Origin of the sequence: Micromonospora sp. NPDC007220, assembly GCF_040634035.1 — a bacterium.
In the GTDB taxonomy this organism is placed as follows: Bacteria; Actinomycetota; Actinomycetes; order Mycobacteriales; family Micromonosporaceae; genus Micromonospora; species Micromonospora reichwaldensis.
This window is the reverse complement of the sequence record NZ_JBEYEU010000001.1, coordinates 226,954-246,603: the sequence shown is the minus strand read 5'-3', so window position 1 is coordinate 246,603 and position 19,650 is coordinate 226,954. Positions and strand designations below refer to the sequence as shown.

Below are 19,650 nucleotides of genomic sequence, written 5' to 3'. Positions count from 1 at the left end.
TTCCCCCCGTTGGGGTGAAGGAAAGGTACGGCCGGGGACGTTAGCGGTAAGCGATCACGCCCGCCACCCCGCAGGACGGGCGCGTTGAACAGCCTGGCTAAGAATCACTTAAGGAATGCCCGGATTGATATGTCTTGCTGCCCCGGCCACCCCGACACCGACTCCGAACGGCAATCTAATTGAGATCAACGGCCGACGGGAATTCACCCGATCGGACAGCCGAGCGACTCATTTACCGCCACTTTCCGTATTCCCATGATCCACGCAGTGGTCCACGTACGACGACACCCCACCGCCGGACGGCGGTGGGGTGTCGGTGGTGCGGGTGCCTGCGGACGCCCCGCTCAGCGGGCGTCGACCAGCGGCAGGGACTTCCCGGCGCCACCGCCTGGCATGGCGATCGAGGAGAAGTGCGAGACGACCCGCTCGTCGGTCGGGTCGTCGGCCGGGGTGCGGTGCACGGCCAGCCGGTTGTAGAGGGTGTCGCGCTGGGCGGGGATCCGGTCCGCCGAGCGGATCATGCCGATCAGCTCGTGCAGGTTGGAGCGGTGCCGCGCGCCGGCCGAGGAGATGACGTTCTCCTCCAGCATGATCGAGCCGAGGTCGTCCACGCCCATGTGCAGGGCGAGCTGCCCGACGTCCTTGCCGGTGGTCAGCCAGGACGCCTGGAGGTGCGGCACCGTCTCGAAGAAGAGCCGGGCCACCGCGACCAGCCGCAGGTACTCCAGGGTGGTGGCCTGGGTCCGGCCCTTGAGGTGGTTGTTCTCCGGCTGGTACGTCCAGGGGATGAACGCCCGGAAGCCCTTCGTGCGGTCCTGCACGTCGCGGATCATCCGCAGGTGCTCGATCCGCTCGGCGGCGGTCTCGCCGGTGCCCATCATCATGGTGGCGGTCGACTCGACGCCCTGCCGGTGCGCCAGCTCCATGACCTCCAGCCAGCGCTCGCCCGACTCCTTCAGCGGCGCGATGGCCTTGCGCGGGCGGGCGGGCAGCATCTCCGCGCCGGCGCCGGCGATCGAGTCCAGCCCGGCCGCCTTGATCCGGGCGATGGCCTCGTCGAGGCTGACGCCGGAGACCTTGGCCATGTGCAGGATCTCGCTGGGGCCGATCGAGTGGATCGCCAGCTGCGGGTACGCCTTCTTGACCGAGGAGAACAGCTCCTCGTAGTACTCCACGCCGTAGTCCGGGTGGTGCCCGCCCTGGAGCATGACCTGGGTGGCGCCCAGCTCGACCGCCTCGCCGCAGCGGCGCAGGATCTCCTCGGTCGGGTGGGTCCAGCCCTCCTTGTGCTTGGGGGCCCGGTAGAACGCGCAGAACTTGCACGCCGTCACGCAGACGTTCGTGTAGTTGATGTTGCGGTCGATCAGGTACGTGACGACGTTGTCCGGGTAGCGGCGTCGGCGCACCGCGTCGGCGGCCTCGCCCAGGGCGTGCAACGGCGCCTCGGTGTAGAGCAGCAGGGCCTCCTCGGGCGTGATCCGCCCGCCGTCCGCGCCACGCTGCAGGATGTCGTCGATCTCCCGGCTCACACTCACCCCCCGAGCCTACGTCGCCCGCTCGGGGGACCGGTCGATGGCCGCCGAACAGCCCGCCCGGCGGCGCGTCGGGTGTGACGGTGTTCACCCTCGCCGGTGGTGCGGCGCCGCCCGTCCGACGACGGACGACGCCGCACCCTCCGGTCAGAAGACGCGCGGGATGCTGCTGGGCGTCCAGCCGCTGCCCACGGCACTGGTGCTGGTGGCGTAGAGCTTGAAGTCGGCGCTCAGGTCTCCGGTCGACTGGAAGCCGAGCATGACGCCGGCGGAGTCCTGGCCGATCAGGTCGGTGCGTCCGTCGCCGGTGAGGTCCCCCACCAGGATGCGGGGCCGGTTCGTCGTGCCCCAGTTCGTGCCCACGTACGGGTAGGGCCCGGAGAACAGCAGCCCCTCGCCGGTCATCGCCCCCGACGACCGGTACGCCCGCAGCCGTCCGTCCGCGAGCTGGGCGACCAGGTCGGTGGTGCCGTCACCGTCGAAGTCGGCCGGCAGGATCCGAGGAATCGAGGAACTGCGCCAACCGGTGCCGACCACCTTCGCCACGAGAGTCGTCGGGAAGAGCCTCATGTCCATGGAAAGATTTCCGCTGGACGGGTAGCCCTTCATGGTGCCGTCTGCGTGCTGGGCGATCAGATCGGTCCGCCCGTCGCCGTTGAAGTCGCCGGTCAGGATGCGCGGCACCTCCGTGGTGGTGAAACCCGTGCCGACGTCCCTCGTCGTCCCGGCGAACAGCTGGGCGTCGGCCGACAGGTCGCCCGTGGACGTCCAGACCCGTAGCGTGCCGTTGAGCAGCTGGCCGAGGAGGTCGGTGCGGCCGTCGCCGTTGAAGTCGCCCGGGATCAGGCGGGGGATCGAGCCGCTGGTGAAGGCGGTGCCGACGATCGCGGACGCCCCGGCGAAGAGCCGGTAGTCGGCGGAGAGGTCGCCGGTCGACTCCCAGGCGGTCAGGGTGCCGTCGCCGCTCTGCGCGATGATGTCCGTCCGGCCGTCCCCGGTGAAGTCCCCGGTGAGCGCCCGCGGCCGGTTCGCCCCGCCCCAGTTCGTCCCCACGTAGCGGTAGGGCGACGGGAAGAGCGGGGCGGTGCCCGAGAGGTCGCCGCTCGACGGGTACGCCCGCAGCCTGCCGTCGGCGAGCTGGACAAGCGCGTCGGTGCGGCAGTCGCCGGTCCAGTCGCCCAGGATCACCACACCCGCCTGGTCGGCCGGGCCGTGACTCGCGCCACCGGCACTGCAGTTGTTGGGCGTGTTCTGGCGGATCCAGCCGGCCAGGTCGTCCGTGCGGGTCTCGATGGCGTCCCGCCGGGTCTCCGTCTCGGCGAGACAGCCGCCCTGCCAGGAGGTGGCATGCACGGCAACCAGCTCGGGACGCCCGTCCACCACCCGCACCGCCGGCCCTCCGGCGTCGCCCTTGCAGGTGGTCGGCCCACCCTGTTCGTTGCTGATCGCGACCGAGGTGGCCGAGACGGCGCCGACCGTGACCGGCGCACCGTGCAGCTTGTCGGGCACCCACTCGGTGGCGGTACGACCGAAGCCGAGCGCCTGCAACGTCTCGCCCGGCACGGGTGCCCCGGTGGCGAGCGCGACCGGGGTGACGCCGACCACCGGCAGCGTGAGCCGGAGCAGCGCGAGGTTCCGATCCGGGTGCGACACCACGAGATTGGCACGCTGCACCCGGCCGTCGTTCGTGGTCAGATCCAGCCGGCCCACGGTGACCGTGGTGGGCCACGCGGGCGCGCTCGCAGTCGAGCGCGGGCCCGGGGTGGGGGGAAGGCATGAGTGGGCCGTCAACACCCACTGGGGCGCGACCAGCGCCCCGGAGCAGGCGCCCATCTCACCGAAGGTGACCTTCGCCGCGAAGGCGTACGCGCTGTCCGTGACCGGGCTGCCCCCGCTTACCGCCCGGGCCGGCGCACCTGCGACGGCCCCTGCCGTCAACGCGGCGGCGACACCGATGACGAGGGCTCTTCGCCGTCGTCGTACCTGCTGATCCATCGACTCTCCCGTTCCTCGGGCACGGCGGCCGGCCACCCGCGCTCCGGCACCGGCCGGCTCGACCCGCCGGTCTGCCCGGGGCGCACGGTCGGCCGCGTCACCTGTCGGTGACGGACTGGAATATAGATGTTGGGCGGTCGCCGCACCGCCCCGCTCGACCGCCGCGATCAGGCCCTCCCGACGCACCCATCGAACCATTAACATTCGTGAATGATTGTGAAGGCGTCCTCCCCCACCCGTCCTCCCCTATGTCGCCTCGCCGACCTGATGGCAACCTGATGGCGACCATCCCCTGGCTCGCCGACGTGCTCCGCGCCGCCGGCGTCACGGTGGTGGAGCACGGCAACTGGCTCGGCCGGGTCTCCGGCAGCTCGTTCAATCCGATCGGCGTGCTCTGGCACCACACCGCCGCCACCTCCAGCGCCGGCAACCCGCACCCCGCCCTGAACATCTGCATCAACGGCCGCTCCGACCTGCCCGGCCCGCTCTGCCAGGCCCTGGTCGACCACCACGGCGTCTTCCACGTCATCTCCGGCGGGCGGGCCAACCACGCCGGCGTCAGCCGCGGCAGCGGCCCCATCCCGGCCGGCGACGGCAACACCCTGATGGTCGGCTGGGAGATCGACTACAACGGGGTCAACCAGGCCATGACCGGCGCCCAGTACAGCGCCTCGGTGCTCGCCACCGCCGCCGTGCTGCGGCGGCTCGGCCGCGACGCCAGCCACGCCCGGGGCCACCGGGAGACCAGCACCAGCGGCAAGATCGACCCGTCGTTCATCGACCTGGACTCGATGCGCGCCGACGTGGCCCGCCAGCTCGCCGGCAACCCACCCCTCGACCTCACGGAGAACGACATGAAGCTCATCCAGTCACCCGGCCGCGGCATCGCCCTCGTCGGACCCGGCTACTTCCGCCAGCTCCGCAACGACGAGGAGGTGCACGCCGCCGTCGCGCTGGCCGGCAACCCGCTGGTCGGCAACGACCGCCAGTTCGACCTGTGGCGCAGCATCGCCTACGACGGCCAGGTCAAGGCCCCGAGCTGACCGCACGCAGGGGGGTCGGCGGGTGCGACGCGGTGCCTGCGCCGACCCGCCGACCCGGCTGCGCCCGCCGAGCGGCGGGCGGACCGGTCAGGCGTCGTAGTCGACGGTGAGCCGGTCGGTCGTCGGGCTGGACTGGCAGGTGAGGACGTAGCCGGCGGCCACCTCGTCCGGCTCCAGCGCGTAGTTGCGGGCCATCGTGACCGCGCCGTCGACCACCTTGGCCTTGCAGGTGGAGCAGACCCCGCCCTTGCAGGCGTAGGGCAGCTCGCCGCGCACCTTCAGCGCCGCGTCCAGCACCCGCTCGTCGCGCCGCATCGTGAAACGCGACGACCGGCCGTCGAGCAGGATGGTCACCTCGGCGCCGCCGCCCGGCTCGTCGGCCGGGCGTCGCGGTGGGGCCGGGGCCTCGGCAACGTGGAACAGCTCCGTGTGCACCGCCGACTCCGGCACGCCGCGCGCGGCGAGCACCTCCCGGGCGTCCACCACCATGTCGTACGGGCCACAGAGGAACCACTCGTCGACGGTGTCGCCGGGCACGATGGTGTCCAGCAGCCGGCCCAGCCGGTCGGCGTCGATCCGGCCGGAGAGCAGCGCCGACTCGCCCTGTTCCCGGGAGAGCACGTGCACCAGGTGCAGCCGGGTGGGCCACCGGTCCTTCAGGTCGGCCAACTCCTCGGCGAACATCACCGTGTTCGCCGTGCGGTTGCCGTACACCAGCGTGAACGTGCTGGCCGGCTCGACGGCGAGCGCCGTCGCGACCAGCGCGAGCACCGGGGTGACGCCCGAGCCGGCGACCACCGCGCCGTAGTGGCGGGCCCGGTCCGGCGCGAGGGCCGTGGTGAAGTGCCCGAGCGGCGGCAGCACCTCGATCGTGTCGCCGCCGCGCAGCGCGCCGCAGGCGAAGGCGGAGAACGCGCCGCCGGGAATCTCCCGCACGCCGATCCGCAACCGGCCGTGCCGGGCCAGGTCGTCGGGCGTGGAGCAGATGGAGTACGACCGCCGCACGTCCTCACCGGCGGCGCCGGGGCGGCGGACGGTGAGGTGCTGGCCGGCGGAGAACGCGAACGTCTCCCGCAGCTCCGCCGGCACGGCGAAGGTGACCGCCACGGCGTCGTCGGTGAGCCGGTCGACGGCGGCGACGGACAGCGGGTGGAAGACCGGCCGGCGACGGACCGGGCGGGTGATGGTGACAGTCACAGCGCCTTCAGGTGGTCGAAGGGTTCACGGCAGGAACGGCAGCGCCAGAGCGCCTTGCACGCGGTCGAGCCGAAGCGGCTGACCTGCTCGGTCTCGGGCGAGCCGCAGCGCGGGCAGCGGACGGCGAGGGTCAGCGGCACCACGTTGTCGGCGCGTACGGGCGACGGCGGGGCGATGCCGGCGGCGGCGAGCTTGGCCCGGCCGGCGTCGGAGATCCAGTCGGTGCTCCACGCCGGGCTGTAGACGGTCCGCACGTCGGCCTCGGGACGCCCGGCGGCGGCCAGCGCCCGCCGGATGTCGGCGCGGATCACGTCCATCGCCGGGCAGCCGGTGTAGGTGGGGGTGATGGTCACGACCACCCGGCCGGTCGCCGGGTCCTCGTCGACCGCCCGCAGGATGCCGAGGTCGTCGATGGTGACCACCCGGATCTCCGGATCCACCACCGCCGCCACGGCCTCCCGCGGAGTCACCAGTGCCGCCTTCCGTTCGCGACTGCGGGGCTCCGCTGCGCTGCACTCCTCGCGCTCACCAGTGCGCTCCGGGGTGGGCGCGGTGCAGCACCTGCATCTCGGCGAGCAGGAAGGACAGGTGCTCGGTGTGCACGCCGTCCCGCCCGCCGCCCGGCGCCCAGCCGGACTCCGGCCGGGTCAGCGTGGCCTCGTCCAGCACGGCGCCGACGGTGGCGTCGAAGTCGGCCCGCAGGGTGGCCGGGTCGACCGGCGCCGCCGGGTCGGGGGCGAACAGCTCGTGCACGTACGGCCAGACCTGGTCGACCGCCGCCTGCATGCGCCGGTGCGACTCCTCGGTGCCGTCGCCGAGCCGCCGCACCCACGTCGAGGCGTGGTCGAGGTGGTAGGCCGACTCCTTGCGGGCCTTGGCCCCGATCGCGGCCAGCCGCTCGTCGGCGCAGCCGGCCAGCGCGGTGTAGAGCGGAAGCTGGTAGGCCGCCAGGAAGAGCAGCTTCGCCATGGTGACCGCGAAGTCGCCGTTGGGCAGCTCCACGAGCAGGCAGTTGCGGAACTCCCGGTCGTCGCGGAGGAACGCCAGCGCGTCCTCGTCCCGGCCGGCGCTCTCCACCTCGCCCGCGTACGACAGCAGGAGCCGGGCCGCGCCGAGCTGGTCGAGGGCGATGTTGGCCAGCGCGATGTCCTCCTCCATCTCCGGCGCGCGGGTGGTCCACTCGGCCAGCCGCTGCGCCGCGACGAGCGCGTCGTCGCCGAGGGCGAGGGCGAAGTCGAAGGGGCCGTTCACGCCGCCACCTCGCTCCGCTCGGCGGCGGCGCGACGCGCCCCGGTGCGGAGCCGAATGGTGCGCTCGCTGCGCTCGCTCACAGGTGGGCCACTCCGTCCGGCACGTCGTAGAAGGTGGGATGCCGGTAGACCTTGTCGGCCGCCGGGTCGAAGAAGGCGTCCTTCTCGTCGGGGCTGGACGCGGTGATCGCGCCCGCCGGCACCACCCAGATGGAGACGCCCTCCTGGCGGCGGGTGTAGAGGTCCCGCGCGTTGCGCAGGGCCAGCTCGGCGTCGGGGGCGTGCAGGCTGCCGACGTGGGTGTGCGACAACCCGCGCCGCGCCCGCACGAAGACCTCCCACAGGGGCGAAGGACCGCTCACGCCGCGCTGGTCCGTCCGCTCGATACGCTCGCTCACGCCGCTACCTTCTCCTTCTGCTCCACCCGCTTGGCGGCGTACGCCGTGGCGGCCTCCCGCACCCACGCGCCGTCGTCGTGGGCGCGGCGCCGGTGCTCCATCCGCTGCCGGTTGCACGGGCCGTTGCCCTTGATCACCCGCATCAGCTCGTCGTAGTCGGGCTGGGTGAAGTCGTACGACTGCCGGGACTCGTTCCAGCGCAGGTCGGGATCCGGGATCGTCAGGCCGAGGATCTCCGCCTGCTGCACGCACATGTCCACGAAGCGCTGGCGCAGCTCGTCGTTGGAGAAGCGCTTGATCTTCCAGGCCATGGACTGCGCCGAGTGGGTGGAGTCGGTGTCCGGCGGGCCGAACATCGCCAGGGACGGGTACCACCAGCGGTCGAGGGCGTCCTGCGCCATCGCCTTCTGCGCCGGCGTGCCGTGCGCGAGCGTGTGCAGGATCTCGTAGCCCTGCCGCTGGTGGAACGACTCCTCCTTGCAGACCCGGATCATCGCCCGCGCGTACGGCCCGTAGGAGCAGCGGCAGAGCGGGACCTGGTTGACGATGGCGGCGCCGTCCACCAGCCAGCCGATGGCGCCCACGTCGGCCCAGGTCAGGGTGGGGTAGTTGAAGATCGAGCTGTACTTCTGCCGGCCGTTGAGCAGCAGCTCGACCAGCTCGTCCCGGCTGATCCCGAGGGTCTCGGCGGCGGCGTAGAGGTAGAGGCCGTGCCCGGCCTCGTCCTGCACCTTGGCCAGCAGGATCGCCTTGCGCTTGAGCGAGGGGGCGCGGCTGATCCAGTTGCCCTCCGGCTGCATGCCGATGATCTCGGAGTGCGCGTGCTGCGCGATCTGCCGGATCAGCGTCTTGCGGTACGCCTCGGGCATCCAGTCGCGCGGCTCGATCTTCTGGTCGGCGTCGATGACCTCGGCGAAGTACGCCTCGAGGTCCTCGTCCGCGCCGGGGGCGCCGCCCCGGCGGCCACGTGCGGCGGCCTCCCGCAGGGCCGCCTCCGCCGCCTCGACCTCGCCGAGCAGGCCACCGCCGGGTGCGTCCTCGGCGGAGAAGTCGTTGCCATACATGAGGTCAAGTGTTACAGCTCGCCTCTCGGGACACCAGAGGGTGTAACAGGTTTCCGGAGACAGTTTCGGCACGGGGCGGGGACTCCGGCAGCCGGGCAAACTATGACTTGGGTCACTATGAGAAGGTGAATCCTCTCAACAACCGCATAGCGGCTCGATATCCCGCCTACATGGCAAGTTGCCAGGTGTCGGGTCCTGGCGCGCCGCCGATCCGCACGTAGACTTCCCCCGTCACACCGATCGGCTGCCGACGATCGCCCGAGAAACACGGAGGGCGGATCCCCCCGGCCCTCGGCCAGCCGCCGATCCGTCCGACAACCAGCCGGTCCCCCCGGCCTGACATCTGGAGCTCACCCACTCATGCGATCCCGCGTGACCCTGGTGCTCGCCGTCGTGGCGGTCCTCCTCGGTGGCGGCCTGCTCGTTCCGGCCGCGTACGCCCGACTCGCCGGCGACGACGCCGCGAGCGGCGGGAGCGGCGGCGGAAGCGTCGCGGCCCCCGCGCCCACCCCGCCCCCGCCGCCGACCCTGGCCGCCGGCCCGGTCACGGTGAACTTCAAGGGCGAGTTCTTCTCGTGGGCGCTGATGGACCGGGAGACCGGCGAGATCTCCGGGTCGAAGAACCTGGCCTCGACCAGCTCCACCGAGTCGATGATCAAGGCCTGGTTCGCGGCGGACTACCTCAACCAGCTCGGCGACAAGCCGCTGCCGGCCGAGCGGAAGAAGCAGATCACCACCGCCATCCGGGACAGCAACGACGACGCCGCCAACGCCCTCTACAGCGCGGCGGGCCGGGCCGGCACGATCAGGCGGATGGTCAGCACCTGCAAGCTCACCGACACCAAGCCGGGCAACGTGCCCGGTTACGTGGGCTGGTGGAGCTTCACGCGGATGTCCCCGCGTGACGCCGTCCGGCTCGGCGACTGCATCGCCGACGGCACGGCCGCCGGCCCCAAGTGGACGAAGCTCCTGCTGGACGAGATGAGCAAGGTCAGGGGCAGCACGGCCGCCAAGGACCAGAATCCCCGCTTCGGCGGCGGCCGTTGGGGCATCATCGACGGCCTCCCCCAGTCGATCGTCAGCCAGGGCCCGGTCAGCATGAAGAACGGCTGGACCCCGCTCAACTACGACGGCAACTGGCACGTGAACTGCCTCGCGGTGACCGACAGGTGGAGCCTCGCGGTGATGCTCCGCTACCCGCAGAAGAGCGGGCTGAACTACGGCGCGCAGGTCTGCGCCTCGGTCGCCAGCCAGCTCGTGACTCCGCAGCCGGGCGCCGCCCTCAAGGTGCCTCAGCAGCCCGCCGGGAAGCTCTGATGACGCGACGGCGTCGGGCCGACGAGCCCGCCGACGCCTCCCCCCGCAGGCTCATCGCCATCGCGGTGGTCCTCATCTGCCTGGTGCTCGTCTCGCTGCGGCTGCTGCCGGGCTCGCCGTTCGAGTCCCGCGCCGCCGCCGAGTGGGGCACCCCCGCCGGCCCGGCCGACCGCGCCACGACCGCCCCCAGCGACCGCAGCTCCCGACCCTCGCCGTCGCCGAGCCCGACGCCGGAGCCGGAGCCGCTGCCGTTCGAGGCCAAGGAACTCGACCTGGACATCGAGGGCTGGTACTCCTGGAGCGTCCTCGACCGCCGCACCGGGGAGATCATCGGCTCCGACAACATGGACGAGACCAGCACCACCGCGTCGCTGATCAAGGCATGGATCGTCGCCGACCACCTGCGCCGCGCCGACGAGAACGGCCAGACCCCGAGCGCCGCCAAGCTGGCCGACGCCACGAAGATCATCCGGGACAGCGACAACACCCGGACCCAGCAGTTCTACAACGCGCTGGGCGGGTCCGCCTCGATCAAGCGGCTGCTCTCCAAGTGCGAGCTGACCGACAGCAGCGTCGCCAGCGACGGCGGCTGGAGCCGGACGAAACTCTCCCCCCGGGACACCGCCCGGATGGGCGCCTGCATCGCCGACGGCCGCGCCGCGGGCCCGAAGTGGACCAAGTGGCTGATCAACGAGATGCGTCTGGTCAGGGGCGGCGGCGACTTCGGCATCCGCAAGGCGTTCCCGGCCGCCGAACGCAAGACCATCGCCATCAAGAACGGCTGGATCGACCGGACCAAGGAGCAGGAGATGCACATCAACTGCCTGGCCATCGGCGACACCTGGACGATGGGCGTGATGGTCCGCTACCCGATCGGCAAGGGCTACGAGTACGGCATGAAAAACTGCCAGAAGATCACCGAAGCCCTCCTCCGCCCCACCACCTAGCCCCGCCCACCGCCCCGGGCCGGCCAGAGGTTCAGCCCGTGAAGAAGGCCGGGCCGGAGGCGGGCAGGGGCGGGGCGGCGTCGATGGCGGCGGCGCGACGCGCGAACTCGCGCAGGCCGGCCACCTGGCGCTCGCCGAGGGAGAAGTCCAGCGCCCGGAAGTACGTCGCCAGGGTCGCCGCGTCGAACGGCTCCCAGCGCGCGGCCGCCTCGGCCACCTGGTCCAGCTCGGCCAGGCAGAGGTCCCGGGAGCGCAGGAACGCCTCATGCACCTCCTTGACCAGGCCGGGGTGGGCGGCGGCGAAGTCGCGGCGTACCGCCCAGACGGCGAAGACCATCGGCAGGCCCGTCCACTCCCGCCACGCCTGCCCGAGGTCGGTGACCTCCAGCCCACGCTTCGGCGCCTCGTAGAGGGCGCGCAGCGCCACGTCGCCGATCAGCACCCCGGCGTCGGCCTCCAGCAGCATCTGGGTCAGGTCGGGCGGGCAGCGGAAGTACTCGGGGTTCACCCCGTACCGCTCGCCGAGCAGCAACTGGGCCAGCAGCACCCCGGTCCGCGAGGTCGAGCCCAGCGCCACCTTGCCGTGGCCGAGCTCGGCCAGCGGGCGGGTGGAGACGACGTTGACGGACAGCACCGGGCCGTCGCTGCCGACCGCCAGGTCGGGCAGGAGCAGCAGCTCGTCGGCGTGCCGCAGGTACTCCACCTGGGAGATCGGACCGATGTCCAGGTCACCGGCGACCAGGGCGGCGCTGAGCCGGTCCGGGGAGTCCTTGTGCAGGTCGACGTCGATCAGGGCGCCGGAGCGCATCAGCCCCCAGTAGATCGGCAGGCAGTTCAGGAACTGGATGTGCCCGACCCGGGGGCGTGCGACGTGCTCAGCCATGCCCCGACCGTATCCCCGCCACCGTTGCGTGGCTCAGTGGGCCGGGGTGGGAGTGGCCAACCCCGCATCCGCCGGGTGGTCGCCGTCCCCCGCCTCTCCCGGCACGCCGTCCGTACCGCCCGCCCGGGTCGCCGCCGTCGACCCGGCGCCGGCCGCCCGGACCCGTCGGACGGACCGGACGACGGCGGGCACGAACGCCACCACGACCAGCAGGCCGACCGCGCCGGCCGCCGCGATCAGGGGTCGCGGCGACAGCAGCGCCAGCAGGGCGCCCCCGATCAGGTAGCCCCCCATCGAGCCGCCCTGCACGGCCGCGCCGTAGAGGGCGTACGCCCGGCCGCGCGACGCCTCCGGCACGCGCCGGGCGGTGAGCAGGTTGGCGAAGACGTTCTCCCCGCCGTTCGCCGCGCCCGCGACCAGCCAGAGCGGGACCAGCAGCGCGGCCGTGGGCACGGCGGCGGCAACCATCACCATGAGGCAGATGCCGCCGAGCGTCGCCAGCACCCCGTACACCAGGGCGCCGTCGTCGGTGAGCCGGTGGGCCAGCCGGGCGCAGAGCCAACTGCCGGGCAGCATCCCCGCCATCCAGGCGGCACCGACCAGCCCGTACACCGTGGGCGAGCTGTCGAGGGTCTCGCGGATGAAGAAGACCTCGACCACGTTGATGCCGCCGACGGCGGTGATGACCGCGGCCGTGCTGACGACGACGGCCAGCAGCAGCGGGTCGCCGCGCAGCCGCCACGCCGGGGTCCGTTCCGTCCCGGACGCGGGTGCGGCCGTGGTCCGCCGGCCGCCCCTGCGGGTGCGCAGCAGCAGGCCCGCGGCCACCAGGGCGAGGTAGCTCCCGGCGTCGATGAGCAGGGGTACGCGCGCGCCGAACTGCCCGACCAGCAGCCCGGCGAGTACCGGGCCGCCGAGCGCGCCCAGGCTGCTGGCCGTCTGGCTGATCGCGCTCGCCCGGGGCAGGTCGGCGGGGCGCACCATCGCCGGCAGCAGCGCCGCCAGGCAGGGGTGGGTCACGGCCAGCCCGCCGGCGAGCAGCGCGACGAGCCCGATGATCAAGGCCGGGTGGGTGGCGAAGGCGAGCAGGGCGCAGACGGCGGCCTGCCCCAGGCCGGCGGCGACCAGCAGCTTCCGGCTGTCCACCCGGTCGGCGAGCCGCCCGGTGAGCGGGGCGAGCACCACCAGCGGCAGGGTGGCCGCCAACAGCAGTCCGGACACGGCGATGCCGCTGGCGCCGGCGGACTGGAGGGCAAGCGCCAGGGCCGTGGCGGCGAGGAAGTCACCGCACATCGAGGTGCCGCGCGCGGTGGCGGCGAGCCAGACGTCGGACCAGCGCGACCCGTCAGTTGCGAAGGACATACTTCGAAAATAATCCTTCACAACTGACCGAAGCAACCCCCTTACACCAGCGGCACCGCCCGGTACTGCACCGCCACCGTGCGCGCCCCGGCCGGCGGATCCGCCTGGCGGTTCCGTTGCCGGTACGGCTCGAACAACGCGCTCACCGCCTCGTTCAGCCCCGCCAGCTCGTCGGCTGTGAGCAGCAGCAGCGTGTCGCTGAACAGCGCGACGTCGTACCACTCGGCGGGCTCGTCGCCGGCGCGGCGCAGCCATTCCCGGGTCCGCTCCATGTCCCGGGCCGCGTGCGCCTCCACCAGCGCCTCCTCGGCCGCGCGCGCCTCCGGGCCGGCGGACTGTCCCGCGTCGACCATCAGGCCCCGGCCGACCGTGCGCCACAGCCGCTCGCGCGCGTCCCCCCGGCTCGGCGCCTGCTCCACCAGGCCCGACTTCGCCAGCGCCCGGAGGTGGTAGCTGGTCGCGCTCGGCGACAGCCCGGCCACCTCCGCGCACTCCGTGGCGGTCGCGCCGCCCTCCACCACGCCCAGGTGTTCCATGATCGCGATTCGGGCCGGATGGGCCAGCGCCCGCATCACCTGCGGGTCGCTGATCGTGATCCGGCGCTGTTCGGGACGCGCCTCCGTCATGTGTCCATGATTCCTGGTCGCCCGCCCACCGCGGGTCGCCGGTCGACCGGCACCGGAGGTACAGCGGCGGGCGGCGGCGCCACGGTCGAAATCCGGTGGAGCGTCACGCGCCCGGCGCGTAGGCTGTCAGGTCGCTTGACGGCCAGGGTGAGGTGACCACCGCATCGGACGTCCCGCGCCGGGGGCCGGCCCATCCGCCCGCCGGACACGCGAGCGACCGGCAGATGACCCGATGGGATCCACCGTGACCGCAATCGACCCCGACCTCGACGCCGACCTCGCCGCCGAACGCGAGCACCTCGCCACCTCCCGGGCCGCCCTGACCCAGATGCGGGAACGCGCCCAGGCCCTCTTCTCCACCGGCGACCAGGTGGCCGGCGACGCGTACGCGGCCGAGACCCTCGGACGCACCCTGGCCCGCCGGGTCGCCGAACTCGCCGACGACCCGACCACGCCGCTCTTCTTCGGCCGCCTCGACTTCGGTTCGGCGACCGGGGCCCCGCCCGCCGACGCCCCGCCCGGCGACCCCGGCGACGGGCCGGACGGGTGGCACGCGGACCACGCCGGGCGGCGCTACCACGTCGGCCGGCGGCACGTCACCGACGACCGGGGCGAGCCGCTGGTGCTGGACTGGCGGGCCCCGGTGTCCCGGTCGTTCTACCGGGCGAGCGCGCGCGACCCGCAGGGCGTGGCGGTACGGCGCCGCTTCGGCTTCAGCAACGGGGTGCTGACCAGCTTCGAGGACGAGCGCCTCGACCGGGGCGAGGAACTGGGCACGACCAGCCGGATCCTGACCGCCGAGATCGAACGGCCGCGCGTCGGGCCGATGCGCGACATCGTCGCCACCATCCAGCCCGAGCAGGACGAACTGGTCCGGGCCGACCTCGCCGACTCGATCTGCGTGCAGGGCGCCCCGGGCACCGGCAAGACGGCCGTCGGCCTTCACCGGGCCGCGTACCTGCTCTACCTACACCGGGAGCGGCTGCGCCGCTCCGGCGTGCTGATCGTGGGACCGAACCGGGCCTTCCTGTCGTACATCGCGGCGGTGCTGCCGGCGCTCGGCGAGGTCGAGGTCGAGCAGGCCACCGTGGAGGACCTGGTCGCCCGGGTGCCGGTGCGGGCCGTCGAGGACCCGGCGGTGGCCGCGGTCAAGCACGACGCCCGGATGGCCGAGGTGCTGCGCCGGGCCGTCGACGCGCACATCGGCGAGCCGATCGAGCCGATCATGGTCTCGGACGGCTCGTTCCGCTGGCGGATCGGTCTGGACCCGCTGCACCGGGTGGTCCAGGAGACCCGCCGGGAGCGGCTGCCGTACGCCACGGGGCGCGAGCGCGTCCGGGCCCGGGTGGTGGCGCTGCTGCAACGGCAGGCCGAGGCGCGGCGCGCCGAGTCGCCGAGCGACGCCTGGCTGCGCCGGATGGGCAAGGCCACCCCGGTCACCGCCTTCCTCGACGCGGTCTGGCCGGCGCTCACCCCGGAAGGGCTGGTGCACGCCCTGCTCGGCGACCCGCAGCGGCTCGCCGCGGCGGCGGACGGGCTGCTCGACGCCGAGGAGCAGGCGCGGCTGTGCGGGCTCGCCGCCCCGACCCTCGCTGCCGACCCGACGGCGGCGGCCGGCACCCCGGCCCCGGCGGCCGGCCCGACCACGGCAGCCGAGGCCCCGGCTCTGACGGCCGGCACCACGCGGGCCCCGGCGCGGCGTCCCGCCCCGGCCGGCACGAAGCTCGGGCGTACGCCGAAGGCCACGAAGTGGACGGCGGCCGACGCCGTGCTGATCGACGAGGCGGCCGGGCTGATCGAGCGGCCGGGCGGCTTCGGGCACGTCGTCGTCGACGAGGCGCAGGACCTCTCCCCGATGCAGTGCCGGGTGATCGCCCGGCGCAGCGAGCACGGGTCGATCACCCTCCTCGGCGACCTGGCCCAGGGCACCGCCCCGTGGGCCGCCGCCGACTGGCGGGAGTCCCTGCGACACCTCGGCAAGCCGGACGCCGTCGTGGTGCCGCTGACGGTCGGCTTCCGGGTGCCCGCCGCCGTGGTGGCGTTCGCCAACCGGCTGCTGCCGGCGCTCGCCGTCGACGTCCCCCCGGCCGAGTCGCTGCGCCGCGACGGTGCGCTCGACGTGCGTACCGTCGACGACCTGGTCGCCGCGACGGTGGCCGAGGTGCGCGCGGCGCTGGCGTTCGACGGCTCGGTGGCGGTGATCGCCGCCGACGACGCGGTCGGCGGGCTGCGGGCGGCCCTGGAGGCCGCCGGCGTCGACACCGCGACCGTCGACGAGCCGGCCGCCGCGGCGCGCGTCACGGTGGTGCCCGCGACCCTGGTCAAGGGCCTGGAGTACGACCACGTCATCGTCGTCGAGCCGGCGGCGATCGTGGCCGCCGAACCGCGCGGCCTGCACCGGCTCTACGTGGTGCTCACCCGGGCGGTGTCCCGACTCGCCGTGCTGCACGCCCGCCCGCTGCCCGCGCCGCTGGGCTGACCGGCGACATGACTACGACGCCGACCGTGACCTGCACGACAGACGCTTCGCTCGGACGACGCGTCGCTTGCGCCGGGGCGATAGACAGGGTCCGTGACACCCACGACGAGTCTCCCGTGATCCTCGCCCGCGCCGAGGCGGTCAGCCGCCGCTACGGCGACGTGCTCGCCCTCGACCGGGTCGACCTGGAGGTCTCCGCCGGCGAGCTGGTCGGCCTGCTCGGCCCGAACGGGGCCGGCAAGAGCACCCTGCTGAACCTGCTCGTCGGGCTGCGCCGGCCCACCGCCGGCCGGGTCGAGCTGTTCGGCGGCGACCCGCGCGACCCGGCGAGCCGGCGGCAGATCGGAGTCACCCCGCAGGAGACGGGCCTGCCCGGCACACTGCGGGTCGGCGAGGTGGTGGACTTCGTCGCCGCCCACCACCCCGACCCGGTCCCCCGGGGCGAGTTGCTCGACCGCTTCGGCCTGGGCGAGCTGGCCCGGCGGCAGACCGGGGGCCTCTCCGGCGGGCAGCGCCGCCGGCTCGCGGTGGCGCTCGCCTTCGTCGGCCGGCCCCGGCTGGTGCTGCTCGACGAGCCGACCACCGGCCTGGACGTCGCGGCGCGGCACACCCTGTGGGAGGCGATCCGGGCGTTCCACGACGACGGCGGCACCGTGCTGCTGAGCAGCCACTACCTGGAGGAGGTCGAGGCGCTGGCCCGGCGGGTGGTGGTCATCGGGCAGGGCCGGGTGCTGGCCGACGACACGGTCGACGCGATCCGGGGCATCGTCGGCGTACGCCGGGTCAGCCTGGTCGCCGACGCGCTGCCCGCGCTGCCCGGCGTCGTCCGCACCGAGCGGATCGACGGCCGCACGCACCTGCTCACCACCGACGCCGACGAGCTGGTGCGGGCCCTGGTCACCGCCGGGGTGGCGTTCGCCGACCTGGAGGTCCGCCCCACCTCGCTGGAGGAGGCGTTCCTCGCCATTACCGCGCCCGGCTCCGGAGCCGACCGTCCGACGACCGCCGTGGCCGGCCCGCCGGCCACCGCCTGAGGGGACGGATCTCCCATGCGCCTCGCCCTGGTCCACGCCCGCTACCAGCTCCTGGAGACGGTCCGCATCCCGGTCGCCGTCGTCGGCAGCGCCTTCTTCCCGGCCGTCGCGATGCTCTTCTTCGTGGTGCCGTTCGCCGGGAAGGACCCGGTCGGCGCCACCTACGCCACCGCCGCCATGGTCACCTTCTCGGTGATGAGCGCGAACATCTTCCAGTACGGCGTCGGGGTCGCCGAGGACCGCGACCAGCCCTGGAACCCGTACACCCGGACCCTGCCGGCCGGGCCGGCGCCGCGCTTCGCCGGGCGGGTGCTGGCCGGGCTGGCACTCACCTACCTCTCCCTGGTGCCGGTGGTGGCGATCGGGGCGGCGCTCACCGAGGCGCGGGTCAGCGCACCGGCGTTCCTGCTGGCCCTGGCGATCGTCACGGTGATCTCGGTGCCGTTCACGCTGCTGGGTCTCGCCATCGGCTACTCGATGCCCAGCAAGGCGGCGATCGTGGTGGCGCAGGTCGTCTTCTTCCCGCTCGCCTTCGGGGGCGGGCTGCTCTCCGCACCGGACCAGGCGCCCGGCTTCGTCGAGGCCGTCGCGCCGTTCCTGCCGACCCGGGGCGCGGTGGAGCTGATGTGGGCGGCGGTCGGCGACTACCCGGTCAACCCGCTGTCGATGGTCATGCTCGGGGTCTGGGTGGTGCTGCTGGCGCTGCTGGCCGGGTGGGCGTACCGGCGCGACGAGGGTCGACGGTTCAGCTGACGTTTCGGCCGATCCGCCACGTGGCGCGGCGGGTCGGTGCCACGATTCCGGCAGGGGCGTGCCGGCGTGGCCGTCCCCCGCCGAGAGGGGGGTCGACGTGAGCATCGTCCCGCCGGGCACACCCTGCTGGGTCGACCTCGCCACCCCGGGCCTCGCCGAGGCGCGACGGTTCTACCCCGAGCTGTTCGGTTGGACCGGCCGGATCGACCCGGAGCCCGAGGCGGGCGGCTACACGGTCTTCCTGCTCGGCGGGCGGGCGGTGGCGGGCGCGGGTCCGCCGGCCATCCCCGACCAGGTGCCGATCTGGTCGACGTACCTGGCGACGGACGACGCGGACCTGGTGGCCGGCCGGGTCGAGCGGGCCGGCGGGCAGGTCGTGGTGCCCCCGTTCGAGGTCTTCGACCAGGGACGGATGGCGGTCTTCGCCGACCCCGCCGGGGCGTCGTTCAGCGTCTGGCAGCCGATGTCGATGCCCGGGGCCGAGGTCTTCGACGTCCCGGGGGCGCTGACCTGGACCGAACTGGTGACCCCCGATCCGGAGGGCGCGAAGGTCTTCTACGAGCTGGTCTTCGGCTGGCAACCGGACGACCAGCAGGCGGGCCCGGTCACGTACACCGGCTGGCGGCTCGGCACCCGGATCGTGGCCGGCATGGTGCCACCGCTCGGCGACGGATTTCCCGCGGACACGCCCGCGTACTGGTCGGTGTACTTCGCCGTGACCGACGCCGACGCGGCCGCCGCCCGCGCCGCCGAACTCGGCGGCACCATCCTCGTCCCGCCCCAGACCACCCCGGCGGGCCGCTACGCCGCCCTCCGCGACCCCCACGGCGCCCTCTTCAACATCCTCACCCGCCCCTGACCCCCGCCCCCACACCCCGTTGATCATGAAGTTGTTGCGGCGACACGCCGAGCGGAGCGGCAACAACTTCATGATCAACGGGAGGAGCTCGGTGGGCGGGGGCGGATGGGGACCACCAGGGGGCCTTGGGCGCCGGGGATAACGCGGACCGTGGCGCGGTACCAGGTGGCCAGGAGTTGCTCGGTGAGCACCTCGCGGGGGGTGCCGGCGGCGACCACCCGGCCGTCGGCCAGCAGCACCATGCGGTCGGCGTACTCGCCGGCGATGGAGAGGTCGTGCATGGTGGCGAGCACGGTCAGGCCGTGCTCGCGGCGCAGCCGGTCGACCAGCTCCAGCACCTCCTGCTGGTGGCCGATGTCCAGGGCGCTGGTCGGCTCGTCCAGCAGCAGCAGGGTCGCGCCCTGGGCCAGCGCCCGGGCCAGGAAGACCCGCTGCCGCTCGCCGCCGGAGAGGGTGGCCAGCTCCCGGTCGTGGAACCCGGCCAGGTCCAGCCCGTCGAGCACCTCGTGGGCGGCGGCCAGGTCGGCGGCCGACTCCCGGCCCAGCGTCGGGATGTAGGGGGTGCGTCCCAGCAGCACGTAGTCGAGCACCGTCATGCCGGCCGGCACGACCGGGGACTGGGCGACCGTGGCGACCACCCGGGCGCGGTCGCGGCGGCGCAGCGCCTCGCTCGGCGTACCGAAGAGGGAGACGGCGCCCGGCGCGGGCAGCAGGCCGCCGACGGCGCGCAGCAGGGTCGACTTCCCGGCGCCGTTCGGGCCGATCACGGTGACCCACTCGCCGGCGGCGACGGTCAGGTCGACGCCGGCCAGGACCGGCGTGCCGTCCAGGCGCACGTGCAGGTCGCGCACCTCGACGGCGGGCACGGCGGCCACGTCGGGGGCCCCCACGGCCCCACCGTCCGCCGGCCG

18 protein-coding genes are annotated in these 19,650 nt (G+C 73.6%); 7 read left to right on the top strand and 11 right to left on the bottom strand.

Features of this window, described 5'->3' with window-relative positions; genetic code table 11:
- Nucleotides 1–344 precede the first annotated feature (344 nt).
- Together mqnC and ABZ573_RS01215 are read right to left on the bottom strand one after the other, a co-directional pair.
- Nucleotides 345–1,535, bottom strand: a complete 1,191-nt coding sequence (gene mqnC, locus ABZ573_RS01220; protein WP_151456466.1) for a cyclic dehypoxanthinyl futalosine synthase — start codon at nucleotides 1,533–1,535, stop codon at nucleotides 345–347.
- Nucleotides 1,536–1,679: 144 nt separating this feature from the next.
- Nucleotides 1,680–3,527 carry an FG-GAP-like repeat-containing protein gene (locus ABZ573_RS01215; protein WP_358114506.1) on the bottom strand — a complete coding sequence of 616 codons (1,848 nt, stop codon included), beginning with the start codon at nucleotides 3,525–3,527 and terminating at the stop codon, nucleotides 1,680–1,682.
- Between the two features lie 278 nt (nucleotides 3,528–3,805).
- Here ABZ573_RS01215 and ABZ573_RS01210 point away from each other — a divergent pair, with 278 nt between their 5' ends.
- On the top strand, nucleotides 3,806–4,570 hold the full coding sequence (locus tag ABZ573_RS01210; RefSeq protein WP_327030267.1) for an N-acetylmuramoyl-L-alanine amidase: 765 nt from the start codon (nucleotides 3,806–3,808) through the stop codon (nucleotides 4,568–4,570).
- A gap of 87 nt (nucleotides 4,571–4,657) precedes the next feature.
- On the opposite strand, the gene paaE is transcribed toward ABZ573_RS01210, so the two are convergent.
- The 5 genes from paaE to paaA form a co-directional block, all read right to left on the bottom strand.
- The gene (gene paaE / locus ABZ573_RS01205) at nucleotides 4,658–5,767 is read right to left on the bottom strand and encodes a 1,2-phenylacetyl-CoA epoxidase subunit PaaE (protein ID WP_358114502.1); all 1,110 of its coding nucleotides are present in this window, start codon (nucleotides 5,765–5,767) and stop codon (nucleotides 4,658–4,660) included.
- On the bottom strand, nucleotides 5,764–6,240 hold the full coding sequence (gene paaD, locus ABZ573_RS01200) for a 1,2-phenylacetyl-CoA epoxidase subunit PaaD (RefSeq protein WP_151456469.1): 477 nt from the start codon (nucleotides 6,238–6,240) through the stop codon (nucleotides 5,764–5,766). Before paaD ends, paaE begins: the two co-directional genes overlap by 4 nt.
- 52 nt (nucleotides 6,241–6,292) lie before the next feature.
- Entirely contained in the window at nucleotides 6,293–7,018 is a 726-nt protein-coding gene (gene paaC / locus ABZ573_RS01195; RefSeq protein WP_151456470.1) for a 1,2-phenylacetyl-CoA epoxidase subunit PaaC, read from the bottom strand.
- 76 nt (nucleotides 7,019–7,094) lie between these two features.
- Nucleotides 7,095–7,415, bottom strand: coding sequence for a 1,2-phenylacetyl-CoA epoxidase subunit PaaB (gene paaB / locus ABZ573_RS01190; protein ID WP_358114498.1), 321 nt, complete (start codon nucleotides 7,413–7,415; stop codon nucleotides 7,095–7,097).
- Nucleotides 7,412–8,479 (bottom strand): 1,2-phenylacetyl-CoA epoxidase subunit PaaA, encoded by a 1,068-nt coding sequence (paaA, locus tag ABZ573_RS01185; protein WP_358114495.1) that lies wholly within the window; start codon nucleotides 8,477–8,479, stop codon nucleotides 7,412–7,414. The genes paaB and paaA overlap by 4 nt, the downstream gene beginning before the upstream one ends.
- Nucleotides 8,480–8,839: 360 nt before the next feature.
- Between paaA and ABZ573_RS01180 the strand changes: the two genes are divergently transcribed.
- Together ABZ573_RS01180 and ABZ573_RS01175 are read left to right on the top strand one after the other, a co-directional pair.
- The gene (locus ABZ573_RS01180; RefSeq protein ID WP_327030265.1) at nucleotides 8,840–9,796 is read left to right on the top strand and encodes a hypothetical protein; all 957 of its coding nucleotides are present in this window, start codon (nucleotides 8,840–8,842) and stop codon (nucleotides 9,794–9,796) included.
- Nucleotides 9,796–10,743: a hypothetical protein gene (locus tag ABZ573_RS01175; protein ID WP_327030264.1), complete on the top strand. Its 948-nt coding sequence runs from the start codon at nucleotides 9,796–9,798 to the stop codon at nucleotides 10,741–10,743. The genes ABZ573_RS01180 and ABZ573_RS01175 overlap by 1 nt, the downstream gene beginning before the upstream one ends.
- 31 nt (nucleotides 10,744–10,774) lie before the next feature.
- On the opposite strand, the gene ABZ573_RS01170 is transcribed toward ABZ573_RS01175, so the two are convergent.
- Genes ABZ573_RS01170 through ABZ573_RS01160 form a run of 3 tightly spaced genes read right to left on the bottom strand, consistent with a single transcriptional unit; the run spans nucleotide 10,775 to nucleotide 13,614 of the window.
- A complete protein-coding gene (locus ABZ573_RS01170) occupies nucleotides 10,775–11,626 on the bottom strand; it encodes a menaquinone biosynthesis protein (RefSeq protein ID WP_132232150.1) in 852 nt (283 codons plus the stop codon).
- A gap of 33 nt (nucleotides 11,627–11,659) precedes the next feature.
- Nucleotides 11,660–12,988, bottom strand: a complete 1,329-nt coding sequence (locus ABZ573_RS01165) for an MFS transporter (RefSeq protein WP_358114491.1) — start codon at nucleotides 12,986–12,988, stop codon at nucleotides 11,660–11,662.
- 41 nt (nucleotides 12,989–13,029) lie between these two features.
- A complete protein-coding gene (locus ABZ573_RS01160) occupies nucleotides 13,030–13,614 on the bottom strand; it encodes a helix-turn-helix domain-containing protein (RefSeq protein WP_327030262.1) in 585 nt (194 codons plus the stop codon).
- 244 nt (nucleotides 13,615–13,858) lie between these two features.
- Between ABZ573_RS01160 and ABZ573_RS01155 the strand changes: the two genes are divergently transcribed.
- From ABZ573_RS01155 to ABZ573_RS01140, 4 genes are all read left to right on the top strand, one after another.
- Nucleotides 13,859–16,093 (top strand): AAA family ATPase, encoded by a 2,235-nt coding sequence (locus tag ABZ573_RS01155; RefSeq protein WP_358114488.1) that lies wholly within the window; start codon nucleotides 13,859–13,861, stop codon nucleotides 16,091–16,093.
- 116 nt (nucleotides 16,094–16,209) lie between these two features.
- Nucleotides 16,210–17,127, top strand: a complete 918-nt coding sequence (locus tag ABZ573_RS01150) for an ABC transporter ATP-binding protein (RefSeq protein WP_358114485.1) — start codon at nucleotides 16,210–16,212, stop codon at nucleotides 17,125–17,127.
- 15 nt (nucleotides 17,128–17,142) lie between these two features.
- Entirely contained in the window at nucleotides 17,143–17,880 is a 738-nt protein-coding gene (locus ABZ573_RS01145; RefSeq protein ID WP_132232160.1) for an ABC transporter permease, read from the top strand.
- Between the two features lie 97 nt (nucleotides 17,881–17,977).
- A complete protein-coding gene (locus tag ABZ573_RS01140; protein ID WP_327030259.1) occupies nucleotides 17,978–18,739 on the top strand; it encodes a VOC family protein in 762 nt (253 codons plus the stop codon).
- A 74-nt stretch (nucleotides 18,740–18,813) separates the two neighbouring features.
- Here the strand turns inward: ABZ573_RS01140 and ABZ573_RS01135 are convergent, their stop codons facing one another.
- On the bottom strand, nucleotides 18,814–19,605 hold the full coding sequence (locus tag ABZ573_RS01135) for an ABC transporter ATP-binding protein (RefSeq protein WP_358116060.1): 792 nt from the start codon (nucleotides 19,603–19,605) through the stop codon (nucleotides 18,814–18,816).
- Nucleotides 19,606–19,650: the final 45 nt, after the last annotated feature.

What these genes read in the sequence shown, in the direction of transcription:
- ABZ573_RS01215 (WP_358114506.1), bottom strand. Translation starts at nt 3,527, where the DNA reads ATGGATCAGCAGGTACGACGACGGCGAAGAGCCCTCGTCATCGGTGTC.
- ABZ573_RS01210 (WP_327030267.1), top strand. Translation starts at nt 3,806, where the DNA reads ATGGCGACCATCCCCTGGCTCGCCGACGTGCTCCGCGCCGCCGGCGTC.
- paaA (WP_358114495.1), bottom strand. Translation starts at nt 8,479, where the DNA reads ATGTATGGCAACGACTTCTCCGCCGAGGACGCACCCGGCGGTGGCCTG.
- ABZ573_RS01180 (WP_327030265.1), top strand. Translation starts at nt 8,840, where the DNA reads ATGCGATCCCGCGTGACCCTGGTGCTCGCCGTCGTGGCGGTCCTCCTC.
- ABZ573_RS01175 (WP_327030264.1), top strand. Translation starts at nt 9,796, where the DNA reads ATGACGCGACGGCGTCGGGCCGACGAGCCCGCCGACGCCTCCCCCCGC.
- ABZ573_RS01170 (WP_132232150.1), bottom strand. Translation starts at nt 11,626, where the DNA reads ATGGCTGAGCACGTCGCACGCCCCCGGGTCGGGCACATCCAGTTCCTG.
- ABZ573_RS01165 (WP_358114491.1), bottom strand. Translation starts at nt 12,988, where the DNA reads ATGTCCTTCGCAACTGACGGGTCGCGCTGGTCCGACGTCTGGCTCGCC.
- ABZ573_RS01160 (WP_327030262.1), bottom strand. Translation starts at nt 13,614, where the DNA reads ATGACGGAGGCGCGTCCCGAACAGCGCCGGATCACGATCAGCGACCCG.
- ABZ573_RS01145 (WP_132232160.1), top strand. Translation starts at nt 17,143, where the DNA reads ATGCGCCTCGCCCTGGTCCACGCCCGCTACCAGCTCCTGGAGACGGTC.